Origin of the sequence: Pseudomonas sp. NFACC08-1, from assembly GCF_900106735.1 — a bacterium.
In the GTDB taxonomy this organism is placed as follows: Bacteria; Pseudomonadota; Gammaproteobacteria; order Pseudomonadales; family Pseudomonadaceae; genus Aquipseudomonas; species Aquipseudomonas fluorescens_Q.
The window spans coordinates 150,391-167,346 of the sequence record NZ_FNNL01000007.1; the positions used below are offsets into that span (position 1 = coordinate 150,391).

Here is a 16,956-nt window from a genome sequence, read left to right on the forward strand (position 1 = left end):
CGACCAGTTTCAGAAGCTTATCAGGCTTTATTCAGCGTCTTCATGGGGTTCCCAGTCACGGGTGCGACTGACCGCCTTCTGCCAGCCGGCGTAGAGTTTTTCCTTCGCCTGTTCGTCCAGTTGCGGTTCGAATTCGCGCTCGATCACCGCTTTGCCGCGCAGTTCTTCCAGGCTGCCCCAGAAGCCGCATGCCAGGCCGGCCAAATACGCAGCACCCAGGGCGGTGGTTTCACGCATTTTCGGGCGCTCGACCTGGGTACCCAGGATGTCGGCCTGGAACTGCATGAGGAAGTTGTTCGCCACCGCGCCACCGTCGACGCGCAGGGCCTTGAGGCGTTCACCCGAATCCTGCTGCATGGCGTCGAGTACGTCGCGGGTCTGGTAGGCAATCGACTCCAGTGCTGCACGAATGATGTGGTCGACGCGTACGCCGCGGGTCAGGCCAAACAGCGCGCCACGGGCATAGGGGTCCCAATACGGCGCGCCCAGGCCGGTGAAGGCGGGCACCAGGTACACGCCGTTGCTGTCCTTGACCTTGTTGGCAAAGTATTCGGTATCCAGCGCATCGTTGATGATTTTCAGTTCGTCGCGCAGCCACTGGACCGTGGAGCCGCCATTGAAGACTGCACCTTCCAGGGCGTAGGCGACTTCGCCGCGTGGGCCGCAGGCGATGGTGGTGAGCATGCCGTGATTGGATTTGACGGCCTTGCTGCCGGTGTTCATCAGCAGGAAACAGCCGGTGCCGTAGGTGTTTTTCGCCTGGCCCGGCTCCACGCACATCTGGCCGAAAAGCGCCGCCTGCTGGTCGCCGGCGATGCCGCCGATGGCGATGCCGCTCTTGGTGCGGCCATAGATCTCCGAGGACGATTTCACTTCCGGGAGCATTTCGCGGGGGATGTCGAGGATGTCGAGCATCTTCGCGTCCCATTCCAGCGAGTGAATGTTGAAGAGCATGGTGCGCGAGGCGTTGGTGTAGTCGGTGACGTGGACCTTGCCGCCGGTGAATTTCCAGATCAGCCAGCTGTCGACGGTGCCGAACAGCAGTTCACCGTTGCGCGCACGCTCGCGGCTGCCTTCGACGTTGTCCAGGATCCACTTGAGCTTGGTGCCGGAAAAGTACGGGTCGGTGACCAGGCCGGTGGTTTGGCTGATGTATTGTTCGTGGCCATCGCGCTTGAGCTGCTGGCAGATTTCGGTACTGCGGCGGCATTGCCAGACGATGGCGTTGTAGATCGGCCGGCCGGTGGTCTTGTCCCAGACCACGGTGGTTTCACGCTGGTTGGTGATGCCGATGGCAGCCACCTGGTCATGGTGCAGGCCGGCCTGGGCGAGGGCTTCGACCATGACCGCGCTCTGGGTGGCGAAGATTTCCATAGGGTCGTGTTCGACCCAGCCGGCCTGTGGGTAATGCTGGGCGAATTCGCGCTGGGCGGTGCAGACCACGTTGGCGTCACGGTCGAAGATGATTGCCCGCGAGCTGGTCGTACCCTGGTCGAGGGCAATGATGTAGTTCTTGTTCTGTATATCGGTCATGTCGATTGCCTCGGGTCTTTCTATAAAAGGGAGACTAGATAAGGGAAGAAGCCACGGCGCAGGCTGGAATGGCAGAAGCCTGCGCCGACTGTTTCAGGATGTTCTGGGCTTGCCGTCAATGGCCGGTTTTGCATCCTTTGTAGCAGTTATGGCGCTGGGCAGGTGGCGGGCAATCAAGCCGCGATAAGCCGCAGCACCCAGGCATGCACCCACAATCGGGGCAAAAATCGGAACCAGGAAGTACGGGATGTCACGCCCGCCCGTGAGGGAAATTTCACCCCAGCCGGTGAAGAAAGTCATCAGTTTAGGGCCGAAGTCCCGCGCCGGGTTCATCGCAAAGCCTGTCAGCGGCCCCATGGAGCTGCCGATCACCGCAATCAGCAGGCCGATCAGCAGTGGCGCCAGCGGGCCGCGAGGCAAACCATTGTTGTCATCGGTCAGGGACATGATCACTCCCATCAGGATGGCTGTGATGATCACCTCCACGAGGAAGGCTTGGCCGGTGGACAGTGCGGCGTGGGGGTAGGTGGAAAACACCGAGGCCAGTTCGAGGCTGGCTTCGGTGCCTCTAATCATGTGCCGAGACTGTTCGAAATCGAAGAATAGGTTGCTGTACAGCGTGTAGACCAGAAATGCGCCGCAGAAAGCACCGGCCACTTGGGACAGCATATAGAAAGGCAGTTTGCGCTTTTCGAAACCGGTGAAAATGCACAGGGCAATGCTGACGGCGGGGTTGAGATGGGCGCCGGAAATGCCCGCGCTCAGATAGATCGCCATGCTGACGCCGACACCCCAGATGAGGCTGATTTCCCACAATCCGAAGCTGGCACCCGCAACCTTGAGGGCCGCGACGCAACCGGTGCCAAAAAAAATCAGTAGGGCGGTGCCTAGGAATTCAGCCAGGCATTGGCTGGGCAGGGACGGCTGTTGTAAAGCAGTTGTCATTCAAACCTCGGTTTTTTGTTGTTTTGCTGCGCCTTCGATAAAGCTCGATGGCGCGATCTCCAACGAGGCAGGATCCCCATCCTGATCTCGAGTTGCTGCTTGAGACCTGCGATATGACTTTCAGTTTCGAAAAAATATAGACAAGAAACGCTGGTGTCAAAGGTCGAAAGTGAACCGTCGGTCACATTTCAACTATTCGTGACGTGAATGACTCTTGCGCTGGCGGCGGATCACCGGCACTCATGACGCCCTCCCAAGCCTTTTCGCTGGCGATGGCTTAGAATCCGGCCACTCTTTTTTTCATTTCCTTGTCAGGAGCAGTCATGACACCCGCGTTGGATCTGCTTAAGAAAGTGCGCGCCGAACATCGCATCCACAGTTACGAACACGATCCCAAGGCCGCGTCCTACGGTTTGGAAGCGGCGGAAAAGCTCGGCCTGGATCCGGCGCAGGTGTTCAAGACGTTGTTGGCGGCCAGCGAAAAGGGTGAACTGTTGGTGGCGGTGGTGCCCGTGGCCGGAAGCCTGGATTTGAAAGGTCTGGCCCATGCCGCCGGGGTGAAAAAGGTCGAGATGGCCGACCCCGCCGCTGCGCAGCGTTCGACCGGTTATTTACTGGGTGGGATCAGCCCGCTGGGGCAGAAGAAGCGCCTGCGCACCTTTATCGACAGTTCCGCACAGCCGCTCGCCAGCATGTTTGTCAGTGCGGGAAGACGCGGCTTGGAAGTCGAGTTGGCGCCTTCGGTATTGAAGGAGCACACCGGGGCGACGTTTGCTGACATTGGGCGCGCTTGAATAACGGCTGCGCAGCCGAGCGGGAGCCAGCGCCCTCGCCACAAGGGTATGAAAGGCTAAGCTTGGAGTCAGAGCTTCCATCCCCCGCTGTAGGGTGAAAATTCTACTGATCTGTCACTGGATAAGCTGTGCCGCTGCGCCGCATGCTGGCGCATCAAAAAAAAAGGAGAAGTGCCATGCAGCTTGCGTTTCATCAGGTCGATGCGTTCAGTGACCGGCCGTTTGGCGGTAACCCGGCGATGGTCTATCGCCTCGACGGCTGGCTTGCTGATGACTTGATGCAGAAGATCGCCGCCGAACATAACCTGGCTGAAACCGCGTTTCTGGTGCGTGAAGGCCAGCATTGGCATATCCGCTGGTTCACGCCCACCACCGAAGTCCCGCTGTGCGGGCACGCCACGTTGGCCAGCGCTTATGTACTGTTCGAGGTCTACCACGAACCCGTAGGGCGGCTGGATTTCATCTGCAAGTCCGGGGCGTTGAGCGTCACGCGCGAAGGTGATCGGCTGTGGCTGGATTTTCCGGCCATCGTGCCCGCCGAGCTGGGGGCATCCCTGGCAGTCCAGAGTGCCTTGGGTGTCGAAGCGGTGGACGTGCTGAGCTCCAACGAACTGTTCGTGGTGCTGGAGTCGGAGCAAGCGGTGCTTGATTGCAAGCCGGACATGGCGGCCCTGGCTAAACTGCCTTGGCCGGGCGCTATCGTGACCGCGCCGGGGAGCAAGCATGATTTTGTTTCGCGCTATTTTGCCCCGGCGATTGGCATCAACGAAGACCCGGTCACCGGCTCGACCCACTGCAGCCTGATTCCCTACTGGTCCAAACGCTTGGGTAAACATGGGCTGACGGCTTATCAATGCTCGGCCCGGGGTGGGGCGTTGTTCTGTCGGTTGGAAGGTGAGCGGGTGAAGATCGGTGGGAATGCGACGTTGGTGGCCAGTGGGACGTTGATGCTGGGTTGACACCACGGTCTGTGCACTTCTGTGGCGAGGGAGCTTGCTCCCGCTGGGCTGCGAAGCAGCCCTCAAAACAGTCACCTCGGCCTACATCTACCTGATCCACCGCGTTGTCAGGTTTTAGGGCTGCTGCGCAGCCCAGCGGGAGCAAGCTCCCTCGCCACACAAAAGCGGGTATCCGGCGTTAGCTGGCGGTGCTATAGCGCCGCACGCCGCTTTCCACCGGCGGTATATGCGCCGCCGTGCTGCCCGAGGCCTGGAACAGCACCAGGTGTTCTGCCGCTACCCGGATGCCGACCCGGTCACCGACCTGATGGTCGGCGTGGCTTGGGAAGATCGACTCCAGTTGCGCGCCCGTCGGCAGTTGCAGGCGATACAAGGTCGAGGCGCCTAGGAACGTCTTGCCGACTATGCTGGCGGTGAGCGGGCTGTCCGGTGCGTAGACGATATCGTCCGGGCGCAGCAGCACGTCCACCGCGCCGCCGATGGGCCAGGTGTAGGCTCGGTTACCGCGCAGGGTGCCCAACTCGGTTTGCACCGATTCAGGGCTGTCCAGCTGGCCGCGAATGAAGTAGCCCTGGCCAATGAAACTGGCGACGAATGGCGTCAGCGGTTCGTGATACAGGTTGTAGGGCGTGTCCCACTGTTCCAGTCGACCTTCCTTGAATACCCCAACATGATCACTCACGGCGAAGGCTTCTTCCTGATCGTGTGTGACCAGGATCGCGCTGGTGCCGCGGGCCTTGAGGATATCCCGCACTTCATGGCTGAGCTTGCGTCGCAACTCGCCATCGAGGTTGGAGAACGGCTCATCGAGCAACAGCAGTTGTGGTTCTGGTGCCAGCGCGCGGGCCAGGGCCACGCGTTGCTGCTGGCCGCCGGACAACTCATGGGGAAAGCGCTTGCCCAGATGCATCAGGTTGACCAGTTCCAGCAACTCTTCGACGACGCGATCCTTGTCCGGATGCTTGCGAATGCCAAAGGCGATGTTCTCGGCCACGCTCAGGTGGGGGAACAGGGCATAGTCTTGGAACACCATGCCGATACGGCGTTTTTCCGGGGCGAGGGTGAAACCGGCGCGGGAAATGGTTTCCCCGGCCAGTTGGATTTCACCCTCGTGCACGGGTTCGAAGCCGGCTATGGCACGCAACGTGGTGGTCTTGCCGCACCCGGACGAACCGAGCAGGCAACCGATATCGCCGGCATTGAGGTGCAGGTTGAGGTTCTGCACGACCCGCTGGTTTTGGTAACCGCAGGCCAGGTCGTGCAAATTCAGCAGCAGCGAATGGCTCATGCGTGGTGATACGCCGGCTCGACAAGGAACTCGAGCAGTGCCTTTTGCGCGTGAAGTCGATTTTCTGCCTGGTCCCAGGCCACCGAGCGCGGATCGTCCAGCAAATCGAAGCTGATCTCCTCGCCACGGTGGGCCGGCAGGCAGTGCATGAACAGCACGTCGGCATCCGCCAGGTCGAGCAAGGCCCGGTTGACCTGCAGCGGCGCGAACAGCTCGAGGCGCTTGGCGGTTTCTTCTTCCTGGCCCATGGAGGTCCAGACGTCGGTGCTCACCAGGTGCGCGCCGGCCACGGCCTGTTTCGGATCACGCACGATGGTCACCCGGTCGCCGGCCTTGGCGAGCAGTTCGGCATTGGGGTCATAACCTTCGGGGCAGGCAATGCGCAGTTGGAAGTCGAATTGCAGCGCCGCTTCTATATAGCTGTTGCACATGTTGTTGCCGTCGCCGATCCAGGCTACGGTCTTGCCCTGGATCGAGCCGCGATGCTCGAGGAAGGTCTGCATGTCGGCCAGCAACTGGCAGGGGTGCAGGTCATCGGACAGGCCGTTGATGACGGGTACGCGGGAATGGGCTGCGAACTCGGTCAGGGTGCTGTGGGCAAAGGTACGGATCATCACCGCGTCCAGCATGCTCGACATGACGATGGCGCAATCGCTGATGGGTTCGCCACGGCCCAGTTGAGTGTCGCGCGGCGACAGGAAGATCGCCTGGCCGCCCAGCTGGATCATGCCGGCTTCGAAAGAGATGCGGGTGCGGGTCGATGACTTCTCGAAGATCATCCCCAGCACGCGGTTTTTCAAGGGCTCGAACAGTACGCCGCGGTTACGCAGGTCCTTGAGCTCCACGCCTCGACGGATCACGCCGAGCAACTCATCGGGCGTGAAATCCATCAGGGAGAGAAAGTGCCTTGCGCTCATGATTGACTACCTTTTTGTAACTGACCGCAGATGCTCAAAGCCTTGTTTATTCAAAAAACGGGCGAGACCTGCGGCAAAAGCCGCACGGGGCGACGAAATAGGGGAAGGCGCGATCTTATAATTAAATGTCGCGTCTTACCAATAGGGCTACGGTTTTTGGGGATTTCAGCGAGGCCATCGTGCGAAGGCGATGGCGTATTTGTGGCCGGTTTCCTGACTGCAGCGACCCATTTGTACACTGGCGTTGCTTGGATTGGCAATCGAGCGCGGCGGGCGTGCCATGGATGAACGTCGTTTTGCACCGTGGCATCCCAGCCTTTCGCCTGTCTGCGGGTGGCTGTGAAACATTTCCTAATGCAAAGGCCTGGGTTATAAATGAACCTCAGCGACACAGGAGCCCGAAATGGATTCGAAAGAGCAACAATTGATGGAATTGCTGGGGCTGACTGCACGCTCGCTGACGCACCTGACGGCTTCGGTGACTTCCATGTCATTCGAATTGCTGCGCAGCGATGACGAGGTGACCAAGGCAGCGGGCCGTCGGATGATCGACCGCATGGCCACTATCAGCAGCGGCCTCGACGAGCATTGGCGGCTGATTGGCGAGCTCACGGGGGTGCCCATTGCCCAGGAGCAGGTGGAAACCGTCGAAGAAATCCAGATGCTGGCACCGCCTTCCGATCAGCCTTGACGCGCGCTCATCGGTGGGCCTGATGCCCGGCAATTCACAGGACGAACGTCGCTGGCGCTGCCGGGAATCACGCGCCATAGTTTTGTTCCCGCGGCCGAAAGCGCCCGCCACGAATAAAACAGAGACTGGCCATGACCAAGACTCTCCACCACCGTGCGTGCCACCTGTGTGAAGCCATCTGCGGCTTGACCCTCGAAACCACCGAAACCGACGGCCAGGGCCTGGCAATCACCTCGATCAAGGGCGATGCGCTGGACACCTTCAGCCGCGGTCACATCTGCCCCAAGGCGGTGGCCCTGCAAGATATCCAGAACGACCCGGACCGGCTGCGCCAGCCCATGCAGCGCGTTGGCAATGAATGGCAACCCATTGCCTGGGACGATGCCTTCGCGTTGGTGGCCGAGCGTCTGGCGGATATCCAGGCGCGCCACGGCCAGAACGCGGTGGCGGTCTACCAGGGCAACCCCAGCGTGCATAACTATGGGCTGATGACCCACAGCAACTATTTCCTGGGCCTGTTGAAAACCCGCAGCCGTTTCTCGGCGACTTCGGTGGATCAACTGCCCCATCACCTGACCAGTTACTTGATGTATGGCCACGGCCTGCTGCTGCCGATTCCGGACATCGACCACACCGACTTCATGCTGATCCTGGGCGGCAACCCGCTGGCTTCCAACGGCAGCATCATGACCGTGCCGGACGTGGAGAAGCGCCTCAAGGCGATCCAGGCCCGTGGCGGCAAGGTGGTGGTGGTCGATCCGCGCCGCAGCGAAACGGCGGCCATTGCCAACCAGCATGTCTTTGTACGCCCCGGCGGTGATGCTGCGCTGCTGTCTGGTTTGCTCAATACATTGTTCAGCGAAGGCCTGACCCGTGACAGCCACCTGCCAGTGGACGGCCTGGACGAGGTGCGCGAGGCCGTTGCCACGTTCACGGCTGAAGCCATGAGCCCGCTCTGTGCGGTGCCGGCAGCGCAGATCCGGCAATTGGCCCGGGACTTCGCCGCCGCGCCGTCAGCGGTGTGCTACGGTCGGATGGGGGTCTCGACCCAGGCGTTTGGCACGCTGTGCCATTGGCTGATCCAGGTGATCAACCTGGTCACCGGCAATCTTGATCGGGTGGGCGGGGCGCTGTGCACCGAGCCGGCGGTGGACTTGGTCGCTACCACCTCGGGCGGGCATTTCAACCGTTGGCAGAGCCGGGTGTCCGGGCGTCCCGAGTACGCAGGGGAGCTGCCGGTGTCGGCCCTGGCCGAGGAGATGCTCACCGAGGGCGAAGGCCAGATTCGTGCGCTGGTCACCGTGGCCGGCAACCCGGTGCTGTCTACACCCAACGGGCGGCAGTTGGAGCAGGCCCTGGATGGGCTGGAGTTCATGGTCAGTGTCGATCTGTACATCAACGAAACCACCCGCTACGCCGACCTGATCCTGCCTTCGACCTCGGCCCTGGAAAACGATCATTACGACACCACCTTCAACCTGTTCGCGGTGCGCAACGTGACCCGTTTCAACCGGGCGATCCTGCCCAAGCCCGAGGGTGCGCTGCACGATTGGGAAATCTTCGTCGGCCTGGCCAAGGCTTTTGCCGCCCGAACCGGCAAGGAACTCAAGCCGACCATGCCGCCGGCGCAGATGATCGATTTCGGCCTGCGCAGCGGAGCGTATGGCGATGCCTCGCCGCATAAGCTGTCCCTGGCGACCCTGTTCGATCATCCCCATGGCATCGACCTCGGTGCGCTCAAGCCCAACCTGGCTGCGCGCCTGAAAACCGAAAACCAACGTGTGCAGGCTGCGCCAGCCGTGATACTTGTCGATCTCGAGCGCTTCGCTGGGTTGCAGGCGCCAAAACCAGACGAATTGCTGATGATTGGTCGCCGCCATGTGCGCAGCAATAACTCCTGGATGCATAATTTTCATCGACTGGTGAAGGGCAAGCCGCGCCATCAATTGTTGATGCACCCGGATGACCTCGCCAGTCGCGGCCTTGTCGACGGGCAACGGGTGACCGTCAGTTCGCGGGTGGGCGTCATCGAAGTCGAGGTGCTGGGCAGCCTGGACATGATGAAAGGCGTGGTCAGCCTGCCCCACGGCTGGGGGCATGCCCGGCCGGGCGTGCAGATGACCATTGCCAGCGGACAACCGGGCTCCAGCGCCAACGACCTGACCGATGATTGTCAGCTCGATGAGTTGTCTGGCAATGCGGCGCTTAACGGCGTACCGGTGAAGGTGGCAGCTGCGTAAAATTGTCTCTGGAGCAGGTTCGGCTTTCCGTTACAATGCGTCACCGTGTCGACAACTTAAGTCGCAAAAGTTTTAAGCCGAGGTGCTCCATGGATATCATCGAAACGATTAAAGACCAGATTGCCAACAACACCATCCTGCTTTACATGAAAGGCTCGCCGAACGCGCCACAGTGCGGTTTCTCGGCCAAGGCTGCTCAGGCTGTGATGGCGTGTGGCGAGAAGTTTGCCTACGTGGACATCCTGCAGAACCCGGAAATCCGCGCCAACCTGCCCAAGTACGCCAACTGGCCAACCTTCCCACAGCTGTGGGTGGGTGGTGAACTGATCGGCGGTAGCGACATCATGACCGAGATGGCCGCCGACGGCTCTCTGCAGACCACGATCAAGGAAGCGGTGGAAAAAGCGGCGGCGAACAAGACCGAAGCCTGATTCATGGATGTATGTTCACCACATCCGTCGTGGTGAACGGGAAACCTTGTGGGAGCGAGCTTGCTTGCTCCCACAGTGGTTTTTCGGTGGCCTGGGAATCCAGGCAATAAAAAGCCCCGCCTCTCGAAAGAGGGCGGGGCTTTTTAGTGGCTGGCTTTCGGGGAAGCTTACTCTTCACCCATCTGCGATTGCAGATAGTTCTCAAGACCGACTTTGTCGATCAAGCCCAATTGGGTTTCCAGCCAGTCGATGTGCTCTTCCTCGGATTCGAGAATGTCTTCCAGCAGTTCGCGGCTACCGAAGTCGCCAACGCTTTCGCAATGGGCGATAGCGGCTTTCAGGTCGGCGTGGCCGGTGCGCTCGATACGCAGGTCGCACTCGAGCATCTCGCGGGTATGTTCGCCGATGTGCAGCTTGCCCAGGTCCTGGACGTTCGGCAGGCCTTCAAGGAACAGGATGCGCTTGATCAGCTTGTCCGCGTGCTTCATCTCGTCGATGGATTCGTGGTACTCGTGCTTGCCCAGCTTGTTCAGGCCCCAATCCTCGTACATGCGCGCATGCAGGAAGTATTGGTTGATCGCGACCAGCTCATTGGCAAGGATCTTGTTGAGATGCTGGATGACTGTAATGTCGCCTTTCATGATGAGGCCTGCCCTGTAATAGCTGTGTATAAGGCAGAGTTTGAGCCGCGTATTTACGAGTGTCAAACCTAAGTTATTGAATAATAAATGAAAATTAATCGGAATAAGAATGTTTGTGTTCCGCGTCTGGAGGCTAAGCGCTTGATTTACAGGCATAAAAAAACCGGACATTGAGTCCGGTTCTTCAAAAAGCTGGTTTCAAGCGGCAGTAAATTCTACCGGATAGGGAATCGAGGCTTGGGCCGTTTGCACTTTGGCGAGGGTTTCACGAACCACTTCCTTGGCCAGGCAGGCACATTTGCCGCATTGGCTGGCTACGCCGGTGGCCTGGCGGACTTCGCGATAGCTGCAGCAACCTTCGTAGATCGCTTCGCGGATTTGCCCGTCGGTGACGCCAGTGCAGAGGCATACATACATAAGTGAGAACCGTCGCTGGTTGTGACTCAATTGGGACGGATCTTAATGTTAACGAGAATGATTGTCAAAGTGGTTTCTCAAGGTCTTGCGCCAGAGCGTTGCCAGGCTGACGAACGGTTTATCCAGGACGACTGGTGCGGCATGGAACCGGACGGCGATTTTTTCGATGTCGCCGAAAAACCGTTGAAGACAGTCCAAATGCGCGGTGTATGATGATCGGCCCTTGCAAGCGGGTTCGTGTCACAGGGCTGTCGCCTGAGGGTGGCAGGCTGGCCCGGACCTTGTTTTCACGCTATTACATCAGGAGATATCCAATGAGCGTACTCGTAGGCAAACAAGCCCCAGACTTCACCGTTCCAGCCGTCCTCGGCAACGGCGAAATCGTCGACAGCTTCACCCTGTCCTCGGCCATCAAAGGCAAATACGGCCTGGTGTTCTTTTATCCACTGGACTTCACCTTCGTCTGCCCGTCCGAGCTGATCGCACTGGATCACCGCATGGATGATTTCAAGGCGCGCAACGTCGAAGTGGTCGCTGTTTCGATCGACTCGCACTTCACCCACAACGCCTGGCGCAACACCCCGATCAACAATGGCGGTATCGGTCAGGTGAAATACACCATGGCTGCCGACATGAAGCACGAAATCGCCAAGGCCTATGACGTTGAGTCCGAAGGCGGCGTGGCCTTCCGTGGCGCGTTCCTGATCGACGACAAAGGTGTTGTCCGTTCGCAGATCATCAACGACCTGCCACTGGGTCGTAACATGGAAGAACTGATCCGTCTGGTCGACGCGCTGCAATTCCACGAAGAGCACGGCGAAGTCTGCCCGGCCAACTGGAAAAAAGGCGACAAGGGCATGGACGCATCGCCTGAAGGCGTGGCCGCTTACCTGACCGAGCACGGCGGCAAGCTGTAAGCGCGCAAGGCATAAAAAAACCGGCCCTCGACAGGCCGGTTTTTTTATGGGGGTTCTAAAGCAGAACCCAGACCCCGTGGCGAGGGAGCTTGCTCCCGCTGGGTGGCGCAGCCGCCCCAAGATCTTGTGAGCGCTGCGCACTCAAGCGGGAGCAAGCTCCCTCGCCACACAAAGAGCCAGGCCGATGTCAGTCGTCGAAATCCTGCCAGCCACCCATCTGCTTCCACCGATTGACGATGCCGCAGAACAGCTCGGCGGTCTTCTCGGTGTCGTAGCGGGCCGAGTGGGCTTCACGGCCATCGAAATCGATGTCGGCCGCCTGGCACGCCTTGGCCAGGACGGTCTGGCCGTACGCCAGGCCAGCCAGGGTCGCGGTGTCGAAGCTGGAGAACGGGTGGAACGGGTTGCGCTTCATGTCCAGGCGCGCGACGGCGGCGTTGAGGAAGCCTAGGTCGAAGCTGCTGTTGTGGCCGACCAGGATCGCTCGCTTGCAACCATTGGCCTTGAGCGCCTTGCGCACGCCGCGGAAGATGTCGGTCAGGGCCGTTTCTTCGCTGACAGCCATGCGCAATGGGTGATCGAGCTTGATCCCGGTGAACTCCAGGGCCGCCGCTTCGACGTTGGCGCCTTCGAACGGTTCGACACGGAAGAAGTAGGTGTGGTCAGGGAACACGAAGCCTTTTTCGTCCATGCCAATGGTGGTCGCGGCGATTTCCAGCAAAGCGTCGGTGGCGGAGTTGAAACCGCCGGTTTCTACGTCGACGACGACCGGCAGGTAGCCACGGAACCGAGCTGCCATGGGATGACGGGCGCCGCCCGAACCACCGTTGCCGTCCAGTTCGTCGTCGAAATGATCTTCACTCACGCGTTTTCCTCCAGCAGGCGCCAGCGCAGTTTTTCACCGGCGCGCAGCGGGATGACAGCCAGATCGCCGAAAGGCAGGCTGGCGGGGGCGGTCCACTCATCGCGAACCAGGGTAATACGATCGGTGTTCACCGGCAGGCCATAGAAACGTGGGCCATGCAGGCTGGCGAAGCCTTCGAGCTTGTCCAGCGCATTGCGCTGTTCGAAGGCTTCGGCGTACATCTCGATGGCGGCATAGGCGGTGTAGCAACCGGCGCAACCGCAGGCCGCTTCCTTGGCATGCTGGGCGTGGGGTGCCGAGTCGGTGCCGAGGAAAAACTTGGCGCTGCCGCTGGTGGCGGCGTCCAGCAAGGCTTCCTGGTGGGTATTGCGCTTGAGGATCGGCAGGCAATAGAAGTGCGGCCGGATCCCGCCCACCAGCATGTGGTTGCGGTTGTACAGCAGGTGATGTGCGGTAATGGTCGCGCCGACGTTGGCCGGGGCCTCGTTGACGAACTGCACGGCATCGCCGGTGGTGATGTGTTCGAACACTACCTTGAGGGTCGGGAAGCGCTCCACGACGCGGCGCATGTGCTCGTCGATGAAGATTTTCTCGCGGTCGAACACGTCGACGTCGCCCCGGGTGACTTCACCATGGATCAACAATGGCATACCGACTTCGGCCATCGCCTCCAGCGCCGGGAAGATCTTGTCGATGCTGGTGACGCCGGAATCGGAGTTGGTGGTCGCGCCAGCCGGGTACAGCTTGGCCGCATGGACGAAGCCGCTGGCCTTGGCCTCGCGGATTTCTTCGGGCTGGGTGCGGTCGGTGAGGTAAAGCACCATCAACGGTTCGAAGCGGCTGCCAGCCGGGCGTGCGGCGAGGATGCGCTGGCGATAGCCGTCGGCTTCGGCGGCATTGCGCACTGGCGGAACCAGGTTAGGCATGATGATTGCGCGCCCGAAGGTGCGCGCGACATCGGCGACGGTATGGGTCAACACAGCACCATCGCGAAGATGAATATGCCAGTCGTCGGGACGCAGCAGGGTCAGGCGGTCGGACATTGGGGAGCTTCCAGGCGGGTCAAACTGTGGGAATGCTACCGGAAAAGACCGATTCAGGCACCCGCTATCAAGTTCTGGCGCAACTTACCGATAGCTCCTACAGGTGTGCCACGAATCCGTTCAGTGCCCCGGACAGGCGTCATGCCCTCGGCATGCGTCGATCTTTGTATAAAAGTCAGTGGAGCCTCCCGTGCGCCAGCGTTATCTAGCCTTGCTCAGTGTGTTTGCCAGTCTTCCCGCCATGGCGCTCACTTTCCAGACCCGTCTGGAGAGCATTGAGTGGACGGTCGAAGGCGACAAGTTCGAGTGCCGGCTGAGCCAGCCGATCACTGATTTTGGCAGTGGCGAATTCGTGCGCCGGGCGGGTGAGCAGGCCACCTTCAGGCTCAAGGCCTATAATCCGATGCTCGGCGGCGGTTCCGCGACCTTGCTGGCGGCGGCCGCACCATGGCAACCGGGGAGAGGCGATATCAACCTGGGCTCGGTCAGCATTGGCAGTGGCGATGTGTTGTTCAACAGCTCGCAGGTCCAGGCCGGTCGCTTGATCAGCGGCCTGATGGACGGTCGCAGCCCTGTGGTACGGCGCAATACCGAGGACGGTCGAGTGTCGGAAGTCCGGTTGCTGCCGGTGCGTTTCAACAAAGCCTTCAGCGACTATCAGAGCTGCGTGGCCAAGTTGCTGCCGAAGAATTTCGAACAGGTGAAGCAGACCCAGATCGGCTTCCCTGGCGAGGAAGTCGAGCTCGATGCGCGGGCCAAGGCCCAGTTGCAGGTGATGCTCGACTTCATCAAGGCCGACCCGAGCGTCAATCATGTCGAACTCGATGGTCACTCCGACAACAGTGGCAATCGCCTGACCAACCGTGAACTGTCGCGCCGTCGGGCCCTGGCGGTCCAGGATTTCTTCAAGGCCAATGGCTTCCAGGAATCGCAGATCACCCTGCGTTTCCACGGCGAGCGTTATCCCCTGGTGCCCAATACCAACGCCGCCAACCGGGCCAAGAATCGTCGCGTGGTCGTGCGCCTGGAGCGTGTGGCGCCGACCGAAGCACCGGCCCCGCAGCCGACAACCCCGGCGCCAGCCCCAGCAGCAGCCCCCGCCAAGGTTCCGGCACCGGCTGCGGCACCGGCCAAGGTTCCCGCTGCCGCCACTGCACGCACGTCCTGATCAAGGGCGGCCGTCGCTCAATCGACATAATCTGTCGCTTCGTCGTCATAAGCTGTCGCGCCTCTGTAAATTATCCGCATTGGACGTTAGACTTCCCGGCTTTCCGTACAACCCGTGGAGTGATGGCATGGCGGACGTAAACAAGGTCGTTCTGGCGTATTCCGGCGGCCTGGACACTTCGGTGATCCTCAAGTGGCTGCAGGACACTTATAACTGCGAAGTGGTGACCTTCACCGCTGACCTGGGGCAGGGCGAAGAAGTCGAGCCTGCACGCGCCAAGGCCCAGGCCATGGGCGTCAAAGAGATCTACATCGATGACCTGCGCGAAGAATTCGTCCGCGACTTCGTGTTCCCGATGTTCCGCGCCAACACCGTTTACGAAGGCGAGTACCTGCTGGGCACCTCCATCGCCCGTCCGCTGATCGCCAAGCGCCTGATCGAAATCGCCAACGAAACGGGCGCCGATGCCATTTCCCATGGCGCCACCGGCAAAGGCAACGACCAGGTGCGTTTCGAGCTGGGTGCCTATGCCCTCAAGCCGGGCGTGAAAGTCATTGCCCCGTGGCGTGAATGGGACTTGCTGTCCCGTGAAAAACTGATGGACTACGCCGAGAAACACGCGATTCCGATCGAGCGCCACGGCAAGAAGAAATCCCCGTACTCGATGGATGCCAACCTGCTGCACATCTCCTATGAAGGCGGCGTGCTGGAAGACACCTGGACCGAGCACGAAGAAGACATGTGGCGCTGGACCGTCTCCCCGGAGAAGGCTCCTGATACTCCGCAATACCTGGAACTGACCTATCGCAACGGCGATATCGTCGCGCTGGACGGCGTTGAGATGAGCCCGGCCACCGTGCTGGCAACCCTGAACCGCATCGGTGGCGAACACGGCATCGGTCGTCTGGACATCGTCGAAAACCGCTATGTGGGCATGAAGTCCCGCGGTTGCTACGAGACCCCGGGCGGCACCATCATGCTGCGCGCCCACCGGGCGATCGAGTCGATCACCCTGGACCGCGAAGTGGCTCACCTCAAGGACGAGTTGATGCCCAAGTACGCCAGCCTGATCTACACCGGCTACTGGTGGAGCCCAGAGCGCCTGATGCTGCAACAGATGATCGACGCCTCCCAGGCTCACGTGAATGGCGTGGTACGCCTGAAGCTGTACAAGGGCAACGTGATCGTCACCGGGCGCAAGTCCGACGAGTCGTTGTTCGATGCCAACATCGCGACTTTCGAAGAAGACGGCGGTGCCTACAACCAGGCTGACGCGGCCGGCTTCATCAAGCTCAACGCCCTGCGCATGCGCATCGCGGCGAACAAGGGTCGCAAGTTGTTCTGACCCTGGTGACCTGAAAACGGCCTGCCATGAGCAGGCCGTTTTTTTTACCCTTTTTTTGTGTGGCTTTTGTTGCGGCGCTGCCCCGGCTCGCTTATTTATCCTGCCCGTGCGTTGCCAGGTCTGCGCTGCTGTAGATGACGTACACGACGATGCTGGTTTGCTTCAAATGTCTTGATCGACAAGTCTCGATCGGGCGTTTCGATTGGCTGCATACGATACAAAGGGTATCTGGTCCGCGCCTGCGTCGATGAAGACGTATCACCAGCAGTTCCTTGACGTCGTCGGCCCGACGTAGCTGTCGTTTGCGTCGACAGGGCGAATCATCCATGGTCTTTATGAAGTGTTTGCTCTTGCGAAAATCCGAAGGTGAATACAACGAACGATAATTGAAGTTGAGCGTTATGAAAAAAAGCAGCAATAGATAAAAAGGAAAACTGATCAGGAACCACAGGTAATACTCACGATCCTGGTCATCCAGAAAGGGCAGGGAAATCGCTGCGGAAGTTTCGGATAAAGTGGCGAATATGGCGATGAGAGTCATGGGGTTGGTTATGGTCTTCAAAGGTTTGTTCATGGTTAATGCTCATGGAGTACTTGTGCTCGGTGTGTGGGTTGGAAAGTGGTTGTCCATGCCGAATGAAATATAGGCATGGTCGCAATGGCTGCCGATGCTGGATGTCAGGCGCCTGAATATGTTTTATATAGGATTCCCCTTCCTTAAGTGAGTGGAAGGTAGTTTTAACAGTAAATAATTCAGTTACT

18 protein-coding genes are annotated in these 16,956 nt (G+C 59.9%); 9 read left to right on the forward strand and 9 right to left on the reverse strand.

The genetic code is table 11. The annotated features are described in order from the left end of the window. Positions 1-27: 27 nt before the first annotated feature. The gene (glpK, locus tag BLU76_RS16320) at positions 28-1,533 is read right to left on the reverse strand and encodes a glycerol kinase GlpK (protein WP_092223493.1); all 1,506 of its coding nucleotides are present in this window, start codon (positions 1,531-1,533) and stop codon (positions 28-30) included. Positions 1,534-1,626: 93 nt separating this feature from the next. After that, complete coding sequence (locus tag BLU76_RS16325) at positions 1,627-2,478, reverse strand: MIP/aquaporin family protein (protein ID WP_092145146.1); 852 nt, start codon at positions 2,476-2,478, stop codon at positions 1,627-1,629. A 323-nt stretch (positions 2,479-2,801) separates the two neighbouring features. Here BLU76_RS16325 and ybaK point away from each other — a divergent pair, with 323 nt between their 5' ends. Together ybaK and BLU76_RS16335 are read left to right on the forward strand one after the other, a co-directional pair. Next, on the forward strand, positions 2,802-3,272 hold the full coding sequence (gene ybaK, locus BLU76_RS16330; protein WP_063324643.1) for a Cys-tRNA(Pro) deacylase: 471 nt from the start codon (positions 2,802-2,804) through the stop codon (positions 3,270-3,272). A 176-nt stretch (positions 3,273-3,448) separates the two neighbouring features. Continuing rightward, positions 3,449-4,231: a PhzF family phenazine biosynthesis protein gene (locus BLU76_RS16335; protein WP_063324644.1), complete on the forward strand. Its 783-nt coding sequence runs from the start codon at positions 3,449-3,451 to the stop codon at positions 4,229-4,231. A 178-nt stretch (positions 4,232-4,409) separates the two neighbouring features. Here BLU76_RS16335 and BLU76_RS16340 read toward each other — a convergent pair whose 3' ends face one another. Beyond that, positions 4,410-5,519, reverse strand: a complete 1,110-nt coding sequence (locus BLU76_RS16340; RefSeq protein WP_092145148.1) for an ABC transporter ATP-binding protein — start codon at positions 5,517-5,519, stop codon at positions 4,410-4,412. Next, a complete protein-coding gene (gene argF, locus BLU76_RS16345; RefSeq protein WP_092145150.1) occupies positions 5,516-6,436 on the reverse strand; it encodes an ornithine carbamoyltransferase in 921 nt (306 codons plus the stop codon). The genes BLU76_RS16340 and argF overlap by 4 nt, the downstream gene beginning before the upstream one ends. Before the next feature lie 403 nt (positions 6,437-6,839). Here argF and BLU76_RS16350 point away from each other — a divergent pair, with 403 nt between their 5' ends. The 3 genes from BLU76_RS16350 to grxD all read left to right on the forward strand — a co-directional run bounded on the left by BLU76_RS16350 (position 6,840) and on the right by grxD (position 9,798). Then, positions 6,840-7,127 (forward strand): hypothetical protein, encoded by a 288-nt coding sequence (locus BLU76_RS16350; RefSeq protein WP_072348410.1) that lies wholly within the window; start codon positions 6,840-6,842, stop codon positions 7,125-7,127. A 131-nt stretch (positions 7,128-7,258) separates the two neighbouring features. Next, complete coding sequence (locus BLU76_RS16355; RefSeq protein WP_092223495.1) at positions 7,259-9,367, forward strand: molybdopterin oxidoreductase family protein; 2,109 nt, start codon at positions 7,259-7,261, stop codon at positions 9,365-9,367. A gap of 89 nt (positions 9,368-9,456) precedes the next feature. Then, positions 9,457-9,798, forward strand: coding sequence for a Grx4 family monothiol glutaredoxin (gene grxD, locus BLU76_RS16360; RefSeq protein ID WP_092223497.1), 342 nt, complete (start codon positions 9,457-9,459; stop codon positions 9,796-9,798). 167 nt (positions 9,799-9,965) lie between these two features. On the opposite strand, the gene bfr is transcribed toward grxD, so the two are convergent. Further along, positions 9,966-10,439, reverse strand: coding sequence for a bacterioferritin (gene bfr / locus BLU76_RS16365; protein WP_003178701.1), 474 nt, complete (start codon positions 10,437-10,439; stop codon positions 9,966-9,968). Between the two features lie 198 nt (positions 10,440-10,637). Next, positions 10,638-10,856: a bacterioferritin-associated ferredoxin gene (locus BLU76_RS16370; protein ID WP_003178704.1), complete on the reverse strand. Its 219-nt coding sequence runs from the start codon at positions 10,854-10,856 to the stop codon at positions 10,638-10,640. A 57-nt stretch (positions 10,857-10,913) separates the two neighbouring features. Between BLU76_RS16370 and BLU76_RS31545 the strand changes: the two genes are divergently transcribed. After that, on the forward strand, positions 10,914-11,069 hold the full coding sequence (locus BLU76_RS31545; protein ID WP_158265801.1) for a hypothetical protein: 156 nt from the start codon (positions 10,914-10,916) through the stop codon (positions 11,067-11,069). 101 nt (positions 11,070-11,170) lie between these two features. Further along, a complete protein-coding gene (locus tag BLU76_RS16375) occupies positions 11,171-11,773 on the forward strand; it encodes a peroxiredoxin (RefSeq protein WP_025215179.1) in 603 nt (200 codons plus the stop codon). A 187-nt stretch (positions 11,774-11,960) separates the two neighbouring features. Here BLU76_RS16375 and rnt read toward each other — a convergent pair whose 3' ends face one another. Both rnt and pyrC read right to left on the reverse strand, forming a co-directional pair. Continuing rightward, positions 11,961-12,638: a ribonuclease T gene (rnt, locus tag BLU76_RS16380; RefSeq protein WP_063324649.1), complete on the reverse strand. Its 678-nt coding sequence runs from the start codon at positions 12,636-12,638 to the stop codon at positions 11,961-11,963. After that, positions 12,635-13,681: a dihydroorotase gene (pyrC, locus tag BLU76_RS16385; protein WP_003204946.1), complete on the reverse strand. Its 1,047-nt coding sequence runs from the start codon at positions 13,679-13,681 to the stop codon at positions 12,635-12,637. Before pyrC ends, rnt begins: the two co-directional genes overlap by 4 nt. Positions 13,682-13,871: 190 nt before the next feature. On the opposite strand from pyrC, the gene BLU76_RS16390 reads away from it, so the two are divergent. Continuing rightward, positions 13,872-14,849 (forward strand): flagellar protein MotY, encoded by a 978-nt coding sequence (locus tag BLU76_RS16390; RefSeq protein WP_063324650.1) that lies wholly within the window; start codon positions 13,872-13,874, stop codon positions 14,847-14,849. Positions 14,850-14,976: 127 nt separating this feature from the next. Beyond that, positions 14,977-16,194 (forward strand): argininosuccinate synthase, encoded by a 1,218-nt coding sequence (locus BLU76_RS16395; protein ID WP_003204943.1) that lies wholly within the window; start codon positions 14,977-14,979, stop codon positions 16,192-16,194. Between the two features lie 91 nt (positions 16,195-16,285). Here BLU76_RS16395 and BLU76_RS31910 read toward each other — a convergent pair whose 3' ends face one another. Then, on the reverse strand, positions 16,286-16,768 hold the full coding sequence (locus BLU76_RS31910) for a hypothetical protein (RefSeq protein WP_092223499.1): 483 nt from the start codon (positions 16,766-16,768) through the stop codon (positions 16,286-16,288). Positions 16,769-16,956 lie beyond the last annotated feature (188 nt).